Here is an 18097-nt window from a genome sequence, read left to right as displayed (position 1 = left end):
CGCCCGTTTCGCTGCGCGCGCACCCGAGCCGTGAGCCTTCTCTCCCTTGGTATGAATGGCTTCATTCACCTACATAGCGGACATTCGTCCTGGGGTTGTCGCCCGGTCGGCGTGTATGTTCCGGGGCCGAGAGCCATGGAAGGGACCGATCCGGTGAACAAGAAGCTCGTGGCCGCACTGTCGGGCGGTGCGGTACTCGTACTGGCGCTGTCGGGATGCAGCAGCGACGACGGCAACAGGGAGCTGGACGCCTGGGCCAAGCAGGTCTGCGACGCCCTGCCCGCCCAGGACGCGAAGGTCGACGCTGCCAACGCCGCCATCAAGAAGGCCGCCACGGACGACAACGTCCCGGTGAACGTCCAGAAGACCGACTCCCAGGCCTTCCAGGACATGTCCGACGCCTACAAGGCGCTCGCCCAGGCCATCCAGAAGGCGGGAACGCCGCCCGGTGTCGACGACGGCGCGAAGAAGCAGAAGGACGCCGTGACCGCCCTCAACGGCCTTTCCACCTCCTACGCCGACCTGAAGAAGCAGGTGGACGCGCTGGACACGAAGGACCAGGGGAAGTTCGCCGACGGACTCCAGGACATCGCCACCGAGCTCGGCAAGCTCAGCAAGAGCGGCAACACCGCGCTGGCGAACCTCGAGAAGGGTGACGTCAAGTCCGCCATGGCCAAGCAGGACAGCTGCAAGAAGGTCGCGGCCTCGTCTTCGGCCCGGGCCACCACCAGCTGACGGCGGGCCCGGTCGGCCGACCGGGCCGGGCGGGCGGCACGCGCGCGGGACACAATGGGTGGCGTGAGTAACGCCACCCTGTCCCCCCTGCCCTCCGTCGACCACCCCGACGTCGCCGCCCGGCTGCGCGAGGCCCTGCTCGCGGCTTCTTTCACCGCCGACGGTCTCCTCGACCTGCTCGGCGCCCCCGCGTACGCGGCCCTCGCGCGCAGCGAGACCGTGCCCGCGCTGCGCGCGACCCGCGGGGACACGCCGCTGGAGACACTCGTCCGTCTCTTCCTCCTCCAGCAGCCGGTGCCGTACGCGCGCGTGGAGGAGGTTCTGCCCGTGCACGCGTGCGTGGAGACCGGCTGGCTGACGCGCGCGGGAGCGGACGACATCGCGGCCACCGTGGACGTACGGCCCTACGGCGGGCCGGACGGCGAGGACTGGTTCATCGTGTCCGACCTGGGCTGCGCCGTCGGCGGGGCGGGCGGCGTCGGCAGCCGTGCCGAAGGTGTCGTCCTGGGCGTCGGCGGGGCGTCCACCACGCTCGCCGGGATCACCGTCCGCACTCCCGTCTCCGCCGCGTTGGACCTCGGCACCGGCTCCGGGATCCAGGCGCTGCACGCCGCCCGGCACGCCACGCGCGTGACGGCGACCGACCTCAACCCGCGCGCGTTGCACATCGCCTCGCTCACCCTGGCCCTGTCCGGCGTGCCCGCCGCGGACCTGCGCGAGGGCTCGCTGTTCGAACCGGTCCGGGACGACGAGACGTTCGACCTGATCGTGTCCAACCCGCCGTTCGTCATCTCCCCGGACGCCCGGCTGACGTATCGCGACGGCGGGATGACCGGGGACGATCTGTGCCGCTCGCTCGTCCAAGGAGCGGGGGAACGGCTGAACGTGGGCGGGTTCGCGCAGTTCCTCGCCAACTGGCAGCACGTCGAGGGGGAGGACTGGCAGGACAGACTCAGGTCGTGGGTGCCGCGCGGATGCGACGCGTGGATCGTGCAGCGCGAGGTGCAGGACATCACGCAGTACGCCGAACTGTGGCTGAGGGACTCCGGTGACCACCAGGGCGACCCCGCGGAGTACCGCGCGCGCTACGACGCGTGGCTCGACGAGTTCGAGGCGCGCAAGGTGAAGGCCGTCGGCTTCGGCTGGATCACCCTGCGCAGGACCGCGTCGGACGAGCCCACCATCACCGTGGAGGAGTGGCCGCACCCCGTCGAGCAGCCGCTCGGTGACACGGTCAGAGCCCACTTCGAGCGTGTCGACTATCTGCGTGTCCACGACGACGCGGCCCTGCTCGCGGGGAATTTCAGGCTCGCCGCGGAGGTCGTCCAGGAGCAGGTCGGGCTGCCCGGCGCCGAGGATCCGGAGCACGTCGTGCTGCGCCAGAACCGCGGCATGCGCCGGGCCACGAAGGTGGACACGGTCGGCGCGGGCTTCGCCGGCGTGTGCGACGGCTCGCTGAGCGCGGGCCGGATCCTGGACGCCATCGCGCAGCTCGTCGGCGAGGACCCGGTCCTGCTGCGCGACCGTACGCCCGCGCAGATCCGGCTGCTCGTGGAGCAGGGGTTCCTGGAGCCGGCCTGAGAGCGAAACCGGCCAACATCGTTCCCTCACCGGCCCGGCCCTTCGCACCGCGCGGCGGCCGAACCGCCCTCACGGAGTGCGAAAAGGCCGTGAGAGAAGAACGACTCGGGAGAGCGGCGTCCCTGGAGCGACCGAGATCCGCGACATCGAATCTCGCAGGGAGTCCGACTCGCTGCGGGGGGCCCGCGGTGCAGCGTGACGCGGGCACGCACGCGTTCCAGGCGGGCCGTCGCCGGCCGCTCGTCACCGGCTGCCCGCCACCAGCCGCCGTCGCCCGCCACCAACCGCCCGTCGCCACCGCCGGCCGCTCGTCACCCGGCCGCCCGGACGGCGACGAGGGCCGCGCGTCGGGCGAGTGTGAGGCCGGTCGCATTTGCCCCCGGCATCCGCGAACCGCGCCCGAGGGTCGCTCCCGGCCGCCGGACCCGCGCCGGTGACCCGCCGCCCCCGCCCGTGGACCAGGCGTTCACCTCGGGTTGGTCCGGGCGCCGCCCGTGCGTGTCAGTCTCCGGGCGACAGGACAGGCGCGGGTGGGAGGAAAGGGGCGCGGGCGATCATGGAGAGCGGACCGGCGATCTTCGCGGGAATGGTGTTCACGCTGTTCGGGGGCGGTCTGCTGGTGTGGACCGGGGTGCGGGTCCGGCAGCGGCATCCGGTCGCCCAGGGTGTGCGCCCTGTCGCCTCGTCGACCGTCGCGACCCTCGTCGCGGTCACCGCGCTGGCCGCCGGCGGATGGTGCCTCACCCGTCTCTGACCCGCTTCGGGGGATCTTGCCCCGGCCCTTGCGGGATCCGCGCAAGGCATCGGGTCGGACAAGGCAGAGGCGTCGCTCCGGTGAGGCGAAAAGGAGCCGGTGGACTGCCGGGGCGGCAGGAATGGCGGTAGTCGGGTTACCGTTCGAGTGGCCGTTGCGGGCTTTTCCCGTTTGACACGGGGGCGGGATGTACCGTCACACTCCGCAGCGTCACCATGACCCGACCCCGGGAGCAAGGCCTGGGGAGGCCCCCAGCGTCGACCGGAGAGAAGAGCGAAGTTGTCCCCGACCAGCGAGACCGCGAAGGGCGGCCGCCGACTCGTCATCGTCGAGTCGCCTGCCAAGGCGAAGACGATCAAGGGCTATCTCGGCCCCGGATACGTTGTCGAGGCGAGCGTCGGGCACATCCGCGACCTCCCCAACGGTGCCGCGGAGGTGCCGGAGAAGTACACCGGCGAGGTCCGCCGCCTCGGTGTGGACGTCGATCACGACTTCCAGCCCATCTACGTGGTCAATGCCGACAAGAAGGCCCAGGTCAAGAAGCTCAAAGACCTGTTGAAAGACTCCGACGAGCTCTTTCTCGCCACCGATGAGGACCGCGAGGGCGAGGCGATCGCCTGGCATCTCCAGGAGGTGCTGAAGCCCAAGGTCCCCGTCAAGCGGATGGTCTTCCACGAGATCACCAAGGCGGCGATCCAGGCCGCCGTCGCCAACCCGCGCGAGCTGAACCAGAAGCTGGTCGACGCCCAGGAGACCCGCCGCATCCTCGACCGTCTCTACGGCTACGAGGTCTCGCCGGTCCTGTGGAAGAAGGTCATGCCGCGCCTGTCGGCGGGCCGCGTCCAGTCGGTCGCCACACGACTCGTCGTGGAGCGGGAACGCGAGCGCATCGCCTTCCGTTCCGCTGAGTACTGGGACCTGACGGGCACCTTCGCGACCGGCCGCGCGGGAGACCCGTCGGACCCGTCGTCGCTGGTCGCCCGTCTCCAGTCCGTCGACGGCAGGCGGGTCGCGCAGGGCCGCGACTTCGACTCGCTGGGACAGATCAAGAGCGCGAACACCCTCCACCTCGACGAGGCCGACGCCCGCGCGCTGGCCGCCGCCCTGGCGGACACCCGGTTCTCGGTGCGGTCCGTCGAGTCCAAGCCGTACCGCCGCTCGCCGTACGCCCCGTTCCGTACGACCACGCTCCAGCAGGAGGCCTCGCGAAAGCTCGGCTTCGGTGCGAAGGCGACCATGCAGGTGGCTCAGAAGCTGTACGAGAACGGCTTCATCACCTATATGCGTACCGACTCCACGACCCTCTCGGACACGGCGATCAACGCCGCCCGTGCCCAGGTCACGCAGCTGTACGGCGCCGACTACCTGCCCGCGCAGCCGCGCACGTACGCCGGGAAGGTCAAGAACGCGCAGGAGGCGCACGAGGCGATCCGTCCTTCGGGTGATCGTTTCCGCACGCCCGCCGAGACCGGTCTGACCGGCGACCAGTTCAAGCTGTACGAGCTGATCTGGAAGCGGACCGTCGCCTCCCAGATGAAGGACGCGACCGGCAACAGCGTCACGGTGAAGATCGGTGGCGCCGCCGCCGACGGCCGGGACGTCGAGTTCAGCGCCTCCGGCAAGACGATCACCTTCCACGGCTTCCTGAAGGCATACGTGGAAGGCGCCGACGACCCGAACGCCGAGCTGGACGACCGCGAGCGCCGTCTTCCCCAGGTCGCCGAGGGCGACGCGCTCAGTGCCGAGGAGATCACGGTCGACGGGCACGCCACCAAGCCTCCGGCCCGCTACACCGAGGCCTCGCTGGTCAAGGAGCTGGAAGAGCGCGAGATCGGCCGCCCGTCGACGTACGCGTCGATCATCGGCACGATCCTCGACCGCGGTTACGTCTTCAAGAAGGGCACGGCGCTCGTCCCGTCGTTCCTCTCCTTCGCCGTGGTCAACCTCCTGGAGAAGCATTTCGGGCGGCTCGTCGACTACGACTTCACCGCCAGGATGGAGGACGACCTCGACCGCATCGCCCGCGGCGAGGCGCAGGCCGTGCCGTGGCTGAAGCGGTTCTACTTCGGTGAGGGCGCCGCGGGCGCCGCCATCGGCGGAGCCGCCGAGGCGGGCAACGGCGACGGGGACCACCTCGGTGGTCTCAAGGAGCTGGTGACCGACCTGGGCGCGATCGACGCGCGCGAGGTGTCGTCGTTCCCCGTGGGCAACGGCATCGTGTTGCGGGTGGGCCGCTACGGCCCCTACATCGAGCGCGGCGAGAAGGACTCCGAGAACCACCAGCGGGCGGACGTCCCCGAGGACCTCGCCCCCGACGAGCTGAGCGTCGAGCACGCGGAGGAACTCCTCGCCAAGCCGAGCGGTGACTTCGAGCTGGGCGCCGACCCGTCGACGGGCCGCCAGATCATCGCCCGGGCCGGCCGCTACGGGCCCTATGTCACCGAGGTGCTCCCCGAGGGCACCCCGAAGACCGGCAAGAACGCCGTCAAGCCGCGTACCGCCTCCCTGTTCAAGTCGATGTCGCTGGACACGGTCACGCTGGAGGACGCCCTCAAGCTGATGTCGCTGCCCCGCGTCGTCGGCGAGGACGCCGAAGGTGTGGAGATCACCGCCCAGAACGGCCGCTACGGCCCGTATCTGAAGAAGGGCACGGACTCGCGGTCGCTCCAGACCGAGGACCAGCTCTTCACCATCACGCTCGAAGAGGCGCTGGAGATCTACTCCCAGCCCAAGCAGCGCGGCCGGGCCGCCGCGAAGCCGCCGCTGAAGGAGCTGGGCGAGGACCCGGTCAGCCAGAAGCCGGTCGTGGTCAAGGACGGCCGCTTCGGGCCGTACGTCACCGACGGGGAGACGAACGCGACGCTGCGCTCCGACGACAGCGTCGAGGACATCACCCCGGAGCGTGGCTACGAACTGCTCGCCGAGAAGCGGGCGAAGTCGCCCGCCAAGAAGACGGTGAAGAAGGCAGCCGCCAAGAAGGCGACGGCGAAGAAGGCCGCGCCGGCCAAGAAGACGGCGGCCAAGAAGACCGCCGCCAAGACGACCACGGCCGCGAAGAAGACAGCGACCAAGACCGCGACGAAGAAGGCAACGGCTTCCAAGGCGGCCGCGAGGACGACTTCGGACGACTGAGCCGGCCGGGATTCCCCGATACCGGTTCGCAAAACGCACGCCCCGGCATCACTTTGGTGTCGGGGCGGACGTACGAGTGGACGGGGCCTCCGGGCTGTCAGTCGCTGCCGATAGGCTGAAAGCATGACGCGAGCCGAGCAGCCAACGGCCCACCACCCGGCCCCGGACGACGCCCTGGTGGTGGACTCCCGCGAGCGCGCCGTACGCGCCCTGTTGCGTGAGCCGCAGCTCAGGCGGTTGTGGACCGCGCAGTTGGTGAGCGGCGTCGGTGACGCCCTCGCCCTCCTGGTCCTCGTCCTCCTCGCCCTCCAGGCGGCCATCGCCGAGGGCTCGTTCGGAGGCGGGTACCGGGGCGTGGCGTTCGCGGTCGCGATCGTCTTCGCGGTCCGGGTGCTCGCCACCGTGCTCTTCGGTGCCGTCCTCCTCGGCCCGTTGACCTCTCTGACCTCGCCGGACGGCCCGCTGGACCGCCGCTGGACCATGGTCGGCGCGGACGGCCTGCGGGCCGCCCTGCTGATCGTCGCGCCCCTGTGGATCGACTGGACGCCCGACGACGCCCTGGCGCTGCTGCTGGTCACCGTCTTCGTGACCGGCGTCGCCGAGCGGTTCTGGACGGTCGCCCGCGAGAGCGCCGCCCCCGCACTGCTGCCCGCCCCGCCCCTGGAGGGCGCGACGGTACGGCCGCTGCCCGACCACATGGACGCCCTGCGCCGACTTTCCCTGCGTACGAACTTCCTCGCGATCCCGCTGGCGGCGGCCACGCTGGTCGCCGCGGCCCTGTTCAACAACCTTCTGGGCGCCGGCATCGACTGGTTCGGTCAGCACCAGGCGGCCCTCGCCTCGTACGTCGCGGGCGGACTGTTCGCCGGCTCGCTGTCCGTCGTGGTCTTCCTCGAACTGCCCGGCACCCGCACCCCGCGCCCGCGGTCCCCGCTCGAGGGGCTGCGCCGCCCGCGGACGGCCACCGGTGTCGACGCGGGCCGCACCGGTGCCATCCCGGTGCTGGTCCTCGCCTGCGCGGCGGTGGCCGGGGCGATCGCCGCAGCCGTCGCCGTGGCGGTGCTGCACGCCAAGGACCTCGGTGGCGGTCCGGTGACCTACGGCCTGCTGGTGCTCGCCCTGACCGGCGGAGTCGCCGTCGGCGTCCGTACGGCACCGAAGGTGCTGGTGACGCTGTCGCGGCGCCGGCTGCTCGCGCTGGCGATCGCCTTCACCGGCGTGGCCCTGCTGGCGGCCGGGCTGATTCCGGACGTCACCACCGTGCTGCTGATCACGACCCTGGCCGGTGTCGGGGCGGGCGTCGCCGCCAACACCGGGCACGCGCTGCTCGACCAGGAGACCGAGGACCAGCGCCGCCCGCGCGTGACGGAACACCTGCACGCGGTCGTGCGGGTCCTGGTGGCGCTCGGCGCCCTGATCGCCCCGCTGGTGGCGGCGCTCATCGGGCCGCACCGGCTGGAGAGCGGCAAGTTCGTCTTCGCCCACGGCGGAGCGGCGTTCACGCTGATGCTGGTCGGCGCGCTGCTGCTGCCGGTGGCCGCGCTGGTGCTGGCCAAGGTCGACGACCGTTCCGGTGTTCCCCTGCGCAACGACCTGCGGGACGCGCTGCTCGGCGGCGACGACCCGGAGCAGGCGCCGATGTCGAACGGCTTCTTCATCGCCCTCGAGGGCGGTGACGGCGCCGGTAAGTCCACGCAGGCGGAAGCGCTCGCCGAGTGGATCAGGGCCAAGGGCCACGAGGTCGTCCTCACCCGCGAGCCGGGGGCCACGCCCGTGGGCAAGCGACTGCGGTCGATCCTGCTCGACGTCTCCAGCGCCGGGCTGTCGCACCGCGCGGAGGCACTGCTGTACGCCGCGGACCGCGCGGAGCACGTCGACACCGTCGTCCGGCCCGCCCTGGAGCGCGGCGCGGTCGTCATCACCGACCGGTACATCGACTCGTCGGTGGCCTACCAGGGCGCCGGTCGGGACCTCTCCCCGACCGAGATCGCGAGGATCTCGCGCTGGGCCACGAACGGGCTCGTGCCGCATCTGACGATCCTTCTGGACGTCTCCCCGGAGACCGCCCGCGAGCGCTTCACGGAGGCGCCGGACCGCCTGGAGTCGGAGCCGGCCGAGTTCCACACGCGGGTGCGTTCCGGGTTCCTCACGCTGGCCGCCGCTGACCCCGGCCGCTACCTCGTCGTCGACGCCGGTCAGGAACCGGAGGCCGTGACCACCGTCGTGCGTCACCGGCTGGACCGGATGCTGCCGCTGTCCGAGGCCGAGATCAAGGCACAGGAGGAGGCGCGGAGGAAGGCCGAGGAGGAGGCCCGCCGCAAGGCCGAGGAGGAGGCCGCCCGCAAGGCCGAGGAGGAGCGCCTGGAGCGGGAGCGCCAGGAGCAGCTCGCCAGGCTGCGCGCCGAGGAGGAGGAGCGCAAGCGGCGCGAGCTGGAGGAGGCGCAGCGGCGCGAGGCCGAACGGCAGGCGGAGGAGGCCCGGCAGCGCGCCGAGGAGGCCCGTCGGCGTGCGGAGGAGGAGCGGGTGCGGCTCCTCGCCGAGGAGAAGGCCCGCGCCGAGGAGGAGGCCCGCCGCAAGGCGGAGGAGGAGCGACGCCGCGAGCAGGCCGAGGAAGAGGCCCGGCTGCGCGCGGAGGCCGAGGCGAGGCGCCTGGAGAAGCAGCGCAAGGCCGAGGAGGCGCTGCTGCGCGCCGAGGAGGCGCGGCGCGCGGCGGAGCAGGCGGCGGCCGCCGCCGAGGCCCGGCTCCGGCCGGCCCCCCCGCGCGCGGCGCCGGCCGCCGCTCCCGACGCGGTGACCGTGCCCACTCCGGTGGTGACGCCGACGAACGCGTCGGGCGGGCCGGTCGAGGACACGGCCGTACTGCCTCCGGTACGGATGGACAAGGACTCCGGCGAGAACGCGGCGGATGCCGCGGCGCCGGGCGCCGGGCAGTCCCCGGCGCGGGGCTCGGACGCCGAGGTGACGGCCGAACTGCCGCAGCCGCCGACGCCCGCCGGGGCCGCGGACGAGACGGCCGTACTGCCTCCCGTGCGGGGGGCGAGCCCCGTGGACGAGACGGCCGTACTGCCTCCCGTGCGGGGGGCGAGCCCCGTGGACGAGACGGCCGTACTGCCTCCCGTGTCCGGGGACCGTCCGGGCGACCGGGTGCCGCCGGGGTACTTCCGCGACGAGCGCGCGTCGGGTCCGGACGGTACGGAGGACCGTACGCGGGAGCTGCCGCAGGTCGACGAGGCGGGCGCGCCCCGTCAGCGGCCGCGCTCGGACTGGGCCGAGGAGACGCCGCTGGACGACCTGCCGTCGCTGGCGGACGAGCTGCTGGGTCCGCACCGGGACGACGACCTCGACGAGGGGCGCGGGCGGGGCCGGCGGCGCTGACGCCCATGACCGCCGGACCGGCCTGTCAGTGGCTGCCCGCACAATGGAACCGGCAGGGCGCCGGGTGATCCGCAGAGCGGAGCGCCCGGCGATGCGGGACGTGAACGTGACGGAAGGGCGGCGTGACCCATGACCGTGTGGGACGACCTCGTCGGGCAGGAGAAGGTGAGCGAGCAGCTCGCCGCCGCTGCGCGGGACGCCGACGCCCTCGTCACCGCGACCACGGCCGGCACCGCGCCGCCGGAGACGTCGAGCATGACGCACGCCTGGCTGTTCACGGGGCCGCCCGGCGCGGGCCGCATCCAGACGGCCAGGGCCTTCGCCGCCGCGCTCCAGTGCGTGAGCCCGGACAGGGCGCTCGGCGGGATCCCCGGTTGCGGGTTCTGCGACGGCTGCCACACGGCCCTCGTCGGCACGCACGCCGACGTCTCGACGGTCGCCGCCGTGGGTGCGGAGATCCTCGTCAAGGACATGCGCGACACGGTCCGCAAGTCGTACACCTCGCCGGCGACCGGACGCTGGCAGATCATCCTCGTCGAGGACGCCGAGCGGCTGAACGAGAAATCGGCCAACGCCGTCCTCAAGGCCGTCGAGGAACCGGCCCCGCGCACGGTCTGGCTCCTGTGCGCGCCCTCCATCGAGGACGTCCTGCCGACGATCCGCTCCCGCTGTCGGCACCTGAACCTGCGCACCCCCTCGGTGGACGCGGTCGCCGACATGCTCGTACGGCGCGAGGGCGTCGAGCCGGCCGTCGCCGCGTCCGCCGCCCGGGCCACCCAGGGACACGTCGACCGGGCCCGCCGCCTCGCCACCGACCCGGCGGCCCGTGAGCGCCGCGCCGCCGTGCTGAAGCTGCCCTTGCGCGTCCAGGACGTCGGCGGCTGCCTCAAGGCGGCCCAGGAACTCGTCGACGCCGCCGCCGAGGACGCCAAGCAGCTTGCCGAGGAGCGGGACGGCAAGGAGACCGACGAGCTGAAGGCGGCGATGGGCGCGGTGCAGGGCGGCCGGATGCCGCGCGGCACGGCGGGCGTGATGAAGGACCTGGAGGACATGCAGAAGCGTCGGCGTACGAGGACACAGCGCGACAGCCTCGACGTCGCGCTCACCGACCTCACCGCTTTTTACCGCGATGTCCTCGCCCTTCAGCTCGGCACCCGCATCGCCCTCGCCAACGTGGACGCCGAGGACGCCCTGGAGCGGCTTGCCCGCGCGAGCACCCCCGAGTCCACCCTGCGCCGTATCGAGGCGATCGCCGCGTGCAGGGAGGCCCTCGACCGCAACGTGACTCCGCTGCTGGCGGTGGAGGCGATGGCGATGGCGCTGAGAGCGGGCTGAGGGCTTTTCCGAGCGGAGAGGGAGCGGCCGGGACGGAGCGGATTGACGGGGTCACTCGTCCGTGGCAGTTGGCGTACGCTCCGCATTCCATTGGTGGCGCACGGTTACGCTCGCTGGATGCACACCAGGCGCTTCCCCCACAGGTTCCGTACCGGCGTCACGCTCCTTTCCTTCGCCGCCCTGCTCGTCTCGGCGTGCTCCTCCGGGAGTTCGACGAGTTCCGCCAGCCCGGTCGCCGCCCGCGCGGCCCTGGCCGCGCTGCCGGAGGCCACGCCGTCCGCGCTCGCGCCGTACTACGGGCAGAAGCTGAGGTGGCGGGAGTGCGGCGTCCCCGGCTTTCAGTGCGCCACGATGAAGGCTCCGCTCGACTACGCCAGGCCGGGCGCGGGCGACGTCCGGCTCGCCGTCGCCCGGAAGAAGGCGACCGGACCGGGTCGGCGGATCGGCTCGCTGCTGGTGAACCCGGGCGGACCGGGCGGCTCGGCGGTCGGCTACCTCCAGCAGTACGCCGGCATCGGCTACCCGGCTGAGGTCCGCGCCCGCTACGACATGGCCGCCGTCGACCCGCGCGGCGTGGCCCGCAGCGAGCCCGTGGAGTGCCTCGACGGACGCGAGATGGACGCGCACACACAGACCGACGTCACCCCCGACGACCAACGGGAGACCGAGAAACTCGTCGACTCCTACAAGGAGTTCGCGGAAGGCTGCGGCGCACAGTCGCCCAAGCTGCTGCGGCACGTCTCCACCGTCGAGGCGGCCCGCGACATGGATATCCTGCGCGCCGCCCTCGGGGACCGGAAACTGACGTACGTGGGGGCGTCGTACGGGTCGTTCCTCGGGGCGACGTACGCCGGGCTGTTCCCGGAGCGGGTGGGGCGGCTCGTGCTGGACGGGGCGATGGACCCGTCGCTGCCCTCCCGCCGGATGAACCTGGAGCAGGCGGCGGGCTTCGAGACGGCGTTCACGTCGTTCGCCGAGGACTGCGTGCGGCAGCCCGACTGCCCGCTCGGCACCAAGGCGGGGCAGGCCGGCCAGAACCTCAAGGCGTTCTTCGACCGGCTCGACGCCCGTCCCCTGCCCACCGGCGACGCGGACGGCCGCCGGCTCACCGAATCCCTCGCCACTGCCGGCGTGATCGCCGCGATGTACGACCAGAACGCCTGGGAACAGCTGCGCGAGGCCTTGAACTCGGCGAAGCGCGAGAACGACGGCGCCGGACTCCTCGTCCTCTCCGACCGCTACTACGAGCGGGACGCCGAGGGCAGCTACTCCAACCTGATGTTCGCCAACGCGGCCGTGAACTGCCTCGACCTGCCGGCCGCCTTCGACGGCCCCGACGAGGTGCGCAAGGCGCTGCCCGCCTTCGAGAAGGCGTCCCCCGTCTTCGGCGAGGGCCTCGCCTGGGTCTCCCTGAACTGCGCGTACTGGCCGGTCGCGCCCACCGGCGAGCCGCACCGCATCGAGGCCAAGGGCGCGCCCCCGATCGTCGTCGTCGGCACCACCCGCGACCCCGCGACCCCCTACCGCTGGGCCCGTGCCCTGGCGGGCCAGCTCTCCTCGGGCCGCCTGCTCACCTACCGCGGCGACGGCCACACCGCCTACGGCCGCGGCAGCGCCTGCATCGACTCCGCGATCAACGAATACCTCGTCCGCGGCACCCCTCCGGCAGACGGAAAGCGCTGCTCATAGCCGTGCGACTTCTGGGCGACCACCCAGGAGCGGCCGCCTCCCGGGGTGGTTCGGAGCACTCCCGGAAACTGTGTAGACTTACCGACGTTGCTGATCGCACCATAGGTGCGCACAGCGCGCCGCCTTAGCTCAGATGGCCAGAGCAACGCACTCGTAATGCGTAGGTCTCGGGTTCGAATCCCGAAGGCGGCTCTAAAAGGCCCAGGACTCACTCGCCGTGACCTGGGCCTTTTTCCATTCCTGTCCTCGCCCCTGTCGGCGCGTCAGCCGTGAGGCCTCGCCATGCGCCCTCCGGTCGACGATCGGTGACCGACCGGGCAAACGGCGTGCAGCGGCAGCGGCAGCGGCAGTGACCGGGAACGCGGACGCGTGCGGACGGCCCCGGCTGTTGTTCCATTCCTGCAAGTCGTCGCCGGGCACCGCCGCCTCCAAGGACTTCGGCCGGCTCCTGTGCTCCTGAAGTCGTGCGCCGAGGGGGCGGCTCGGAGAGGGATCCGACCGGTGTCAGGATTTCCTGCTCGCGCCGGCAGCGTGGGTGCTGGGCTTTCCTCCGGCCGTGACAGGAGCGCTCGCGGGCGGCGGAGGGGCATGCGGGCCGACGGTGGCAGGAGCGCGACGCGGAGCGTCCGCAGCCAGGGTTCCGGACCTGCGGGCCAGGTCATGTCCGGCGAAGGCCCGGCTGCGATCTCCTTCCAGCGCATGAGGCGGTCGCCGCTCCGGACGAGGGGCTCGGCTCCATGGCCGCCGGCAGCCCGACGTGCGTGGCACATGAGGTCGGGGCCCGGCTCGCGCAGCGAGGCAGATGGCTCCCCTGATCGGACGGCATGCCTCTCAGCGAGCAGATCCACCAGGCCGTGCTCGTCATCCTCGCTACCGCGCGGACTCCGGCCGTCGAGCCCGGCGGTTGGATCAGCGACGTACCCGGGGCGCCGAACTCGACGACGTACGTGATCTACGTGGCGATGATCGCGCTGTCGGCGAAGCGTGCCGCGGCCAGCCCGAATCGGCGGAAGCCGGCGCCGGGCAGGTTCAGCACGAACGACCCGGAGCCGACAGCGCACACGGTCGGCTGACCGGGCGCCCCGCCCCCCGACACCAGTTCCGGGCATGTCCGCTCAGGTCTGCGGACATGCCCGGATGGGTCTACTTCTCCGGAGTGCGGGCGTCACCCCGCGCCGAAACGTCGCCTGTCACGTAGTTGAACAGAGTGCTCAGGAGAGCCGGGCCATCGTCGTAGGCAGGGAAGCAGGTGCGCCGGTGGAAGGCCGGCCTGATACCGGCGGCGGGACAGAGCGGGTCGCAGACGGCGAACCGGATCCGGCTGTGGCGCGAGGCGGCGGCGCACTTGCGACATGCGCCCGCCGGTGGGCTGGAGTCGGTTCCCAGACCGGCGAGCGAGAAAATGAGCAGCGCTGAGCCGCCCCACATGCGGTAGGGCGTGCGGCGGCCCTGCTTGTGGTCGCCGAGGGCGACCAGACGCTGGTGGAGGAAGCGGACGAACGCCCGAGCCAGTTGTACGAGGATCAGGACGGCTCCGGCCAACGGGAGGAGCAGCAACAGGATCTGGACGGTGGCGGAGAGGATTCCCACCACCGGATTGCCCGATGCGGTGGCACTTCCGACCAACGTCTTGGCCGTGCCCCAACCCGTCTCGACGAGTTCGGGGAGTCGGACGAGCAGGATGCTCAGCTGGACGGCCAGGGCGGGGATGACCACCAGCACCCACGCGGTGACGACGATCTGGGGCCAGCGCTTGAGAGCCTGAAGCAGCTCGTCGGCCGGCTGTCGCAGGAGAGCCCGTTTCAGGATCGGCTTGATGTACTTGAACAGGTCGGGGATGCCGACCAGGTCGGAAATGATGTAGTACCCGTCGAACCGGAGTGACGGGATGAGCTGCTGCACGATTTCCAGGTTGATGGCCAAGATGGCCACCAGCAGGACGTGCCATCCGGTCGCGAGGTACGTCAGGGCGAGACCGATGACGAACAACGCGTTGAAGTAGACGCCCCCGAGGTCGACCCGCAGACGGCCTGTTCGTCCCAGCCGGTACGAGTCGGTGACGTCGGTGTAGAAGGCGGGCCACACCAAGTAGATGCCGCACCCCATGGCACCGGGACGTGCCCCGCTGTAGCGGCACGCCGAGGCGTGACCGATCTCGTGGAAGGCCGAGGAGACCAGGGCCAGGAGGACGACCAGCAGGATGCTGGTGGGGGTGACGAGGGCCTGTTGCATGGCGCTGGCCATGCGACTGCCGCTGAACAGCAGGGACTCGCAGAACACGAAGACGCTGAGGGCCAGGAGCATCACGAAGGGCTGGTACAGCCACATGAAGAAGCCGCTGATGCGCCAGGAGGATGCCTCGGAGAAAACGGCTACCCGGAACCGCAGCGACAGAAAGGGGTTGGCCTTCGGGATTTCCGGGGGTGAGCCGTCGCTGTAGGTGGTGACTCCCAGCGGCGCCAGTTTGTTGTCGATGAGGAAGACAACGTGCTCCGGCTCGAATTCGCGGCCGGTTTCGAGGCTCAACGCGTCCGCCAGGCGGGAGAGGTACTGCTGGGCGTCCCGCGGGCCCGAGGCCGTCTGCTGCTGGAGGTGAACGAGTTTGGCCAGCAGGTACAGCAATTCGGGCAGGCGCACTACCTGCCCGTCGAAGCGGCGCACCAGGTGGGGCTGCACGCGGTACCCGGAGCCTTCGAACTCGCCGACCAGTTCCGACCCTTCGGTCAAAGTGGGGACCGCCAGGGCGGGTGGAGGGGGATCTTCTGTCACGACTGACAACGCTCGCGGGCTGATGGCGCTCTCCAGGAGGTGAGGGGAGTGATGCGGCCGGTGCGAGGGCACAGAGCCTTCATTCGGACGAACGAGTGTGGGTTCTCCTGGTTACACACAAGGTCCGGCCGAATCGGGGAACGGCATATTTCTTGAGCGGGCCGGGTCGCAAAGCCCGTTGACCGTCGTATCGGAAACGCGCCTCATCGAGCCCCGCACGAAAGTCGGGGAAGCGCCGACGAGATCGTCAGCCCTTCCCCGACCTGTGGTGACCTTCTGTCACCAGGGTGTTACCTCAGTGGGTCACCGTCGACGGGGTGCAGATCTGGGTGATCTGCTGCGTGCCAACCGGCAGGCCCAGGACGAGCGCCGGGGAGGTGCTCTGGGTCGCGCAGGTCGACACGACGGTGGCGCCGCCGTTGCCGCCGTTGCCGCCGTCGTAACCGCCGTCGTGACCGCCGCCGTAACCGCCGTCGTAACCTCCGCCGAACGCGGAGAGCACGGCGCGCTCGGGCAGGAGCTCGCCAGCGAGCTTGTTGAGCTCCTCAAAGTTAACGGCAGACATTTGGTTTCCTTTCATCGTGCGCTGCAGCTGACTGCCTCGCTTGGTCATTTGTAGTTGTACCAGCAGTAAAGCGCGGCTATCAATTCGGCGGCTAACTTCACTCATTCAGCTCTGCGGCTATTCGCATCATCCATTCGGGGGTGGACCGAATGGGGTATTCGTCAGATGAATCAATTGCGGATGAGGCCTTCCCTGCGACCGGGTGGTGACGCTCTCGGCCTTCCAAGGGCCGGGGGGTCGTTCTTCATCCGGTGAGACGGAGTCAGGGGGGCTCGGTCTCGGTCTCGGTACGGGCGGGCGACCGGACAACTTGTTCCGAAAATTTCCGTTGCCTTGCCGTTCCGCAGTCGGAAGAGCGAGATCCGAACCGTGCTCGGAGCGGTGTTCGGCCTCACGGTCAGACCGCACAGTCGAAGGGGAGGACCGGCGGTGTCCGGTGCCTGCATGCACGTCGCGAACCCGTTACCTGGGGACAGGGTTTTCTACGGCTACAAATTTTTCGGCGCGGTCACCGCATGGACGCCGGCTGCCCGGAGGCAGCGGCGGAACAACCGGCGCCCCCCCGTCGCCCTTCGGCTCGCCGACGGCTCGCACCTGGAGAATCGGCACGGCCAAGGTGCGAGCCGTCGCCGCGGGCCGGCGTGACCCGCGCCAGCGGCCGCGTGGTCACCGGGGTTCCCGCTGTCACGACCCTGACTGACGTATCCCGTCGGCATCGGGCCGCCGCCGTGGTCGGTCGTACCCCCAGTGGTGGGACCACTGTCTGTCTGGGGCGAAGTCCTGCTCTGCACGGGACGAACGCGGAGGTCGGATCGGGGCGGCGGAGGGCCGGCGGTCGAGGGGGCCGCGAAGCCGACTGGACGCAGGGCGACATGGGTACGCCGGGGGCCACGGGCAGCCAGTGTCCGGAGAATGGTCTTGTGGGAGACGCTCGCCGGTGAGGGAGGGACCGGTGACCGTTGCCGGGCGGAACTCCCTTGCGCTGCCCGGCCTCAGGGTCGAACTCTCCTTGCGCTGCCCAGCTTCAGGGTTGTCTCCAGGCGTGCCGGGGCGAAGTGGGGGACGGCCGCCCCATACTCAGCCGGACCGTTGTTGCTTTCGCTTCGGACTGACCGCTCGCCGTCCGTAATTGCGTCGCTCCAGAATGGCCCGACTCGTCCAGCGGTGCGATCCCGTGACGTGCCAGTTTCGGCAGTGGGGGCATAGGTAGATACGATCAGCGGGGGGTGTATTTTCGAGTAGTGGCTGTTTCGCCAGCCATTTGCGAGCTACATCCTCGCTTGGAAATTCCACCTTCCCGCCGAGCGGGCAGCGTGGCAGGCTCACGTGGTCACACTCCTTTGGAATTCAGGAGCGGAGCCCTCACCTCAGCCGTGCGCGCGAGACGGGACCGGAGTCCTGTTGTTCCGGGCGGAGACCCGTGACGACAACAGTGGTCGCGCCATCGGAACGATGTGGAACGCTCGGCAGATGCACACTTCGCTGGGCTCCATACGAAGGTCGGGGAAGCGCCGACGCCAGCGTCAGCCCTTCCCCGACCCGTGGTGAACGTCTGTCACCAGGTGTTACCTCAGTGGGCCACCGTCGACGGCGTGCAGATCTGGGTGATCTGCTGCACGCCGACCGGCAGGCCCGCGACGAGCGCCGGAGAGGTGCTCTGGGTCGCGCAGGTCGACACGACGGTGGCGCCGCCGCCCTCGCCGCCGCCGTAGCCGCCACCGAGACCAAAGGCGGACAGCACGGCCCGCTCGGGCAGCAGCTCGCCCGCGAGGTTGTTGATCTCCTCAAAGTTAACGGCAGACATTCGATTTCCTTTCATCGTGCGCTGCCAGGCGGATTGCTCCCGCCTGGAGATTTCATTTATAGCAGCCGCCAAACCAAGACAACCAATTCACGGTAGCCGTGGCGGCAGGGTTCATCCATTCAGTCTCCATATGTCATTTCAGGATACTGGTGTGTAGTGTGAAAAGGAGATTAGGTGTAGCCGGCTGCTGAAAAATCGAGCCGGAACTGCCCAGTGGAGAGTCGGTTGTCTGGTTCCTGGTGAGAGGGGCCGCGGTGGATCTGCGTCGGCTGGGGTGCGGCTGCGGGTGGTGGCCGCGCCGGAGTCTGGGACGGGGGCGCACTTACCGACAGGCGGCCGAGGGCTTCGGGCCTCGCAG

11 protein-coding genes and 1 tRNA gene are annotated in these 18097 nt (G+C 70.7%); 9 read left to right on the top strand and 3 right to left on the bottom strand.

Features of this window, described 5'->3' with window-relative positions; translation table 11 throughout:
• The first annotated feature begins 135 nt into the window (after nt 1-135).
• From ACZ5Y0_RS14390 to ACZ5Y0_RS14350, 9 genes are all read left to right on the top strand, one after another.
• Nucleotides 136-735 carry a small secreted protein gene (locus ACZ5Y0_RS14390; RefSeq protein ID WP_469128977.1) on the top strand — a complete coding sequence of 200 codons (600 nt, stop codon included), beginning with the start codon at nt 136-138 and terminating at the stop codon, nt 733-735.
• Nucleotides 736-789: 54 nt separating this feature from the next.
• Nucleotides 790-2316, top strand: coding sequence for a DUF7059 domain-containing protein (locus ACZ5Y0_RS14385; protein ID WP_469128976.1), 1527 nt, complete (start codon nt 790-792; stop codon nt 2314-2316).
• A gap of 556 nt (nt 2317-2872) precedes the next feature.
• Nucleotides 2873-3070: a hypothetical protein gene (locus tag ACZ5Y0_RS14380; RefSeq protein WP_469128975.1), complete on the top strand. Its 198-nt coding sequence runs from the start codon at nt 2873-2875 to the stop codon at nt 3068-3070.
• 279 nt (nt 3071-3349) lie between these two features.
• Nucleotides 3350-6202, top strand: a complete 2853-nt coding sequence (gene topA, locus ACZ5Y0_RS14375; protein WP_469128974.1) for a type I DNA topoisomerase — start codon at nt 3350-3352, stop codon at nt 6200-6202.
• Nucleotides 6203-6325: 123 nt separating this feature from the next.
• Complete coding sequence (gene tmk / locus ACZ5Y0_RS14370; protein ID WP_469128973.1) at nt 6326-9577, top strand: dTMP kinase; 3252 nt, start codon at nt 6326-6328, stop codon at nt 9575-9577.
• 129 nt (nt 9578-9706) lie between these two features.
• Nucleotides 9707-10912, top strand: coding sequence for a DNA polymerase III subunit delta' (locus tag ACZ5Y0_RS14365; RefSeq protein ID WP_469128972.1), 1206 nt, complete (start codon nt 9707-9709; stop codon nt 10910-10912).
• A gap of 117 nt (nt 10913-11029) precedes the next feature.
• Nucleotides 11030-12601, top strand: a complete 1572-nt coding sequence (locus ACZ5Y0_RS14360) for an alpha/beta hydrolase (protein ID WP_469128971.1) — start codon at nt 11030-11032, stop codon at nt 12599-12601.
• Nucleotides 12602-12719: 118 nt separating this feature from the next.
• Nucleotides 12720-12793: transfer RNA gene (locus tag ACZ5Y0_RS14355), tRNA-Thr, on the top strand.
• Between the two features lie 632 nt (nt 12794-13425).
• Nucleotides 13426-13674 (top strand): hypothetical protein, encoded by a 249-nt coding sequence (locus ACZ5Y0_RS14350; protein ID WP_469128970.1) that lies wholly within the window; start codon nt 13426-13428, stop codon nt 13672-13674.
• Nucleotides 13675-13744: 70 nt separating this feature from the next.
• Here the strand turns inward: ACZ5Y0_RS14350 and ACZ5Y0_RS14345 are convergent, their stop codons facing one another.
• The 3 genes from ACZ5Y0_RS14345 to ACZ5Y0_RS14335 all read right to left on the bottom strand — a co-directional run bounded on the left by ACZ5Y0_RS14345 (nt 13745) and on the right by ACZ5Y0_RS14335 (nt 17739).
• Nucleotides 13745-15328, bottom strand: coding sequence for a zinc metalloprotease (locus ACZ5Y0_RS14345; protein WP_469128969.1), 1584 nt, complete (start codon nt 15326-15328; stop codon nt 13745-13747).
• 337 nt (nt 15329-15665) lie between these two features.
• Nucleotides 15666-15935: a hypothetical protein gene (locus tag ACZ5Y0_RS14340; RefSeq protein WP_469128968.1), complete on the bottom strand. Its 270-nt coding sequence runs from the start codon at nt 15933-15935 to the stop codon at nt 15666-15668.
• Between the two features lie 1570 nt (nt 15936-17505).
• Nucleotides 17506-17739: a hypothetical protein gene (locus tag ACZ5Y0_RS14335; protein WP_469128967.1), complete on the bottom strand. Its 234-nt coding sequence runs from the start codon at nt 17737-17739 to the stop codon at nt 17506-17508.
• Nucleotides 17740-18097 lie beyond the last annotated feature (358 nt).

The sequence above is a fragment of the Streptomyces sp. NPDC033216 genome (assembly GCF_055577115.1).
This window is presented reverse-complemented; position numbering and strand designations above follow the sequence as displayed.

Excerpts from the sequence above, each read along its gene's own strand:
- ACZ5Y0_RS14390 (WP_469128977.1), top strand. The coding sequence starts at position 136 with ATGGAAGGGACCGATCCGGTGAACAAGAAGCTCGTGGCCGCACTGTCG.
- ACZ5Y0_RS14385 (WP_469128976.1), top strand. The coding sequence starts at position 790 with ATGGGTGGCGTGAGTAACGCCACCCTGTCCCCCCTGCCCTCCGTCGAC.
- ACZ5Y0_RS14380 (WP_469128975.1), top strand. The coding sequence starts at position 2,873 with ATGGAGAGCGGACCGGCGATCTTCGCGGGAATGGTGTTCACGCTGTTC.
- tmk (WP_469128973.1), top strand. The coding sequence starts at position 6,326 with ATGACGCGAGCCGAGCAGCCAACGGCCCACCACCCGGCCCCGGACGAC.
- ACZ5Y0_RS14365 (WP_469128972.1), top strand. The coding sequence starts at position 9,707 with ATGACCGTGTGGGACGACCTCGTCGGGCAGGAGAAGGTGAGCGAGCAG.
- ACZ5Y0_RS14360 (WP_469128971.1), top strand. The coding sequence starts at position 11,030 with ATGCACACCAGGCGCTTCCCCCACAGGTTCCGTACCGGCGTCACGCTC.
- ACZ5Y0_RS14350 (WP_469128970.1), top strand. The coding sequence starts at position 13,426 with ATGCCTCTCAGCGAGCAGATCCACCAGGCCGTGCTCGTCATCCTCGCT.
- ACZ5Y0_RS14340 (WP_469128968.1), bottom strand. The coding sequence starts at position 15,935 with ATGTCTGCCGTTAACTTTGAGGAGCTCAACAAGCTCGCTGGCGAGCTC.
- ACZ5Y0_RS14335 (WP_469128967.1), bottom strand. The coding sequence starts at position 17,739 with ATGTCTGCCGTTAACTTTGAGGAGATCAACAACCTCGCGGGCGAGCTG.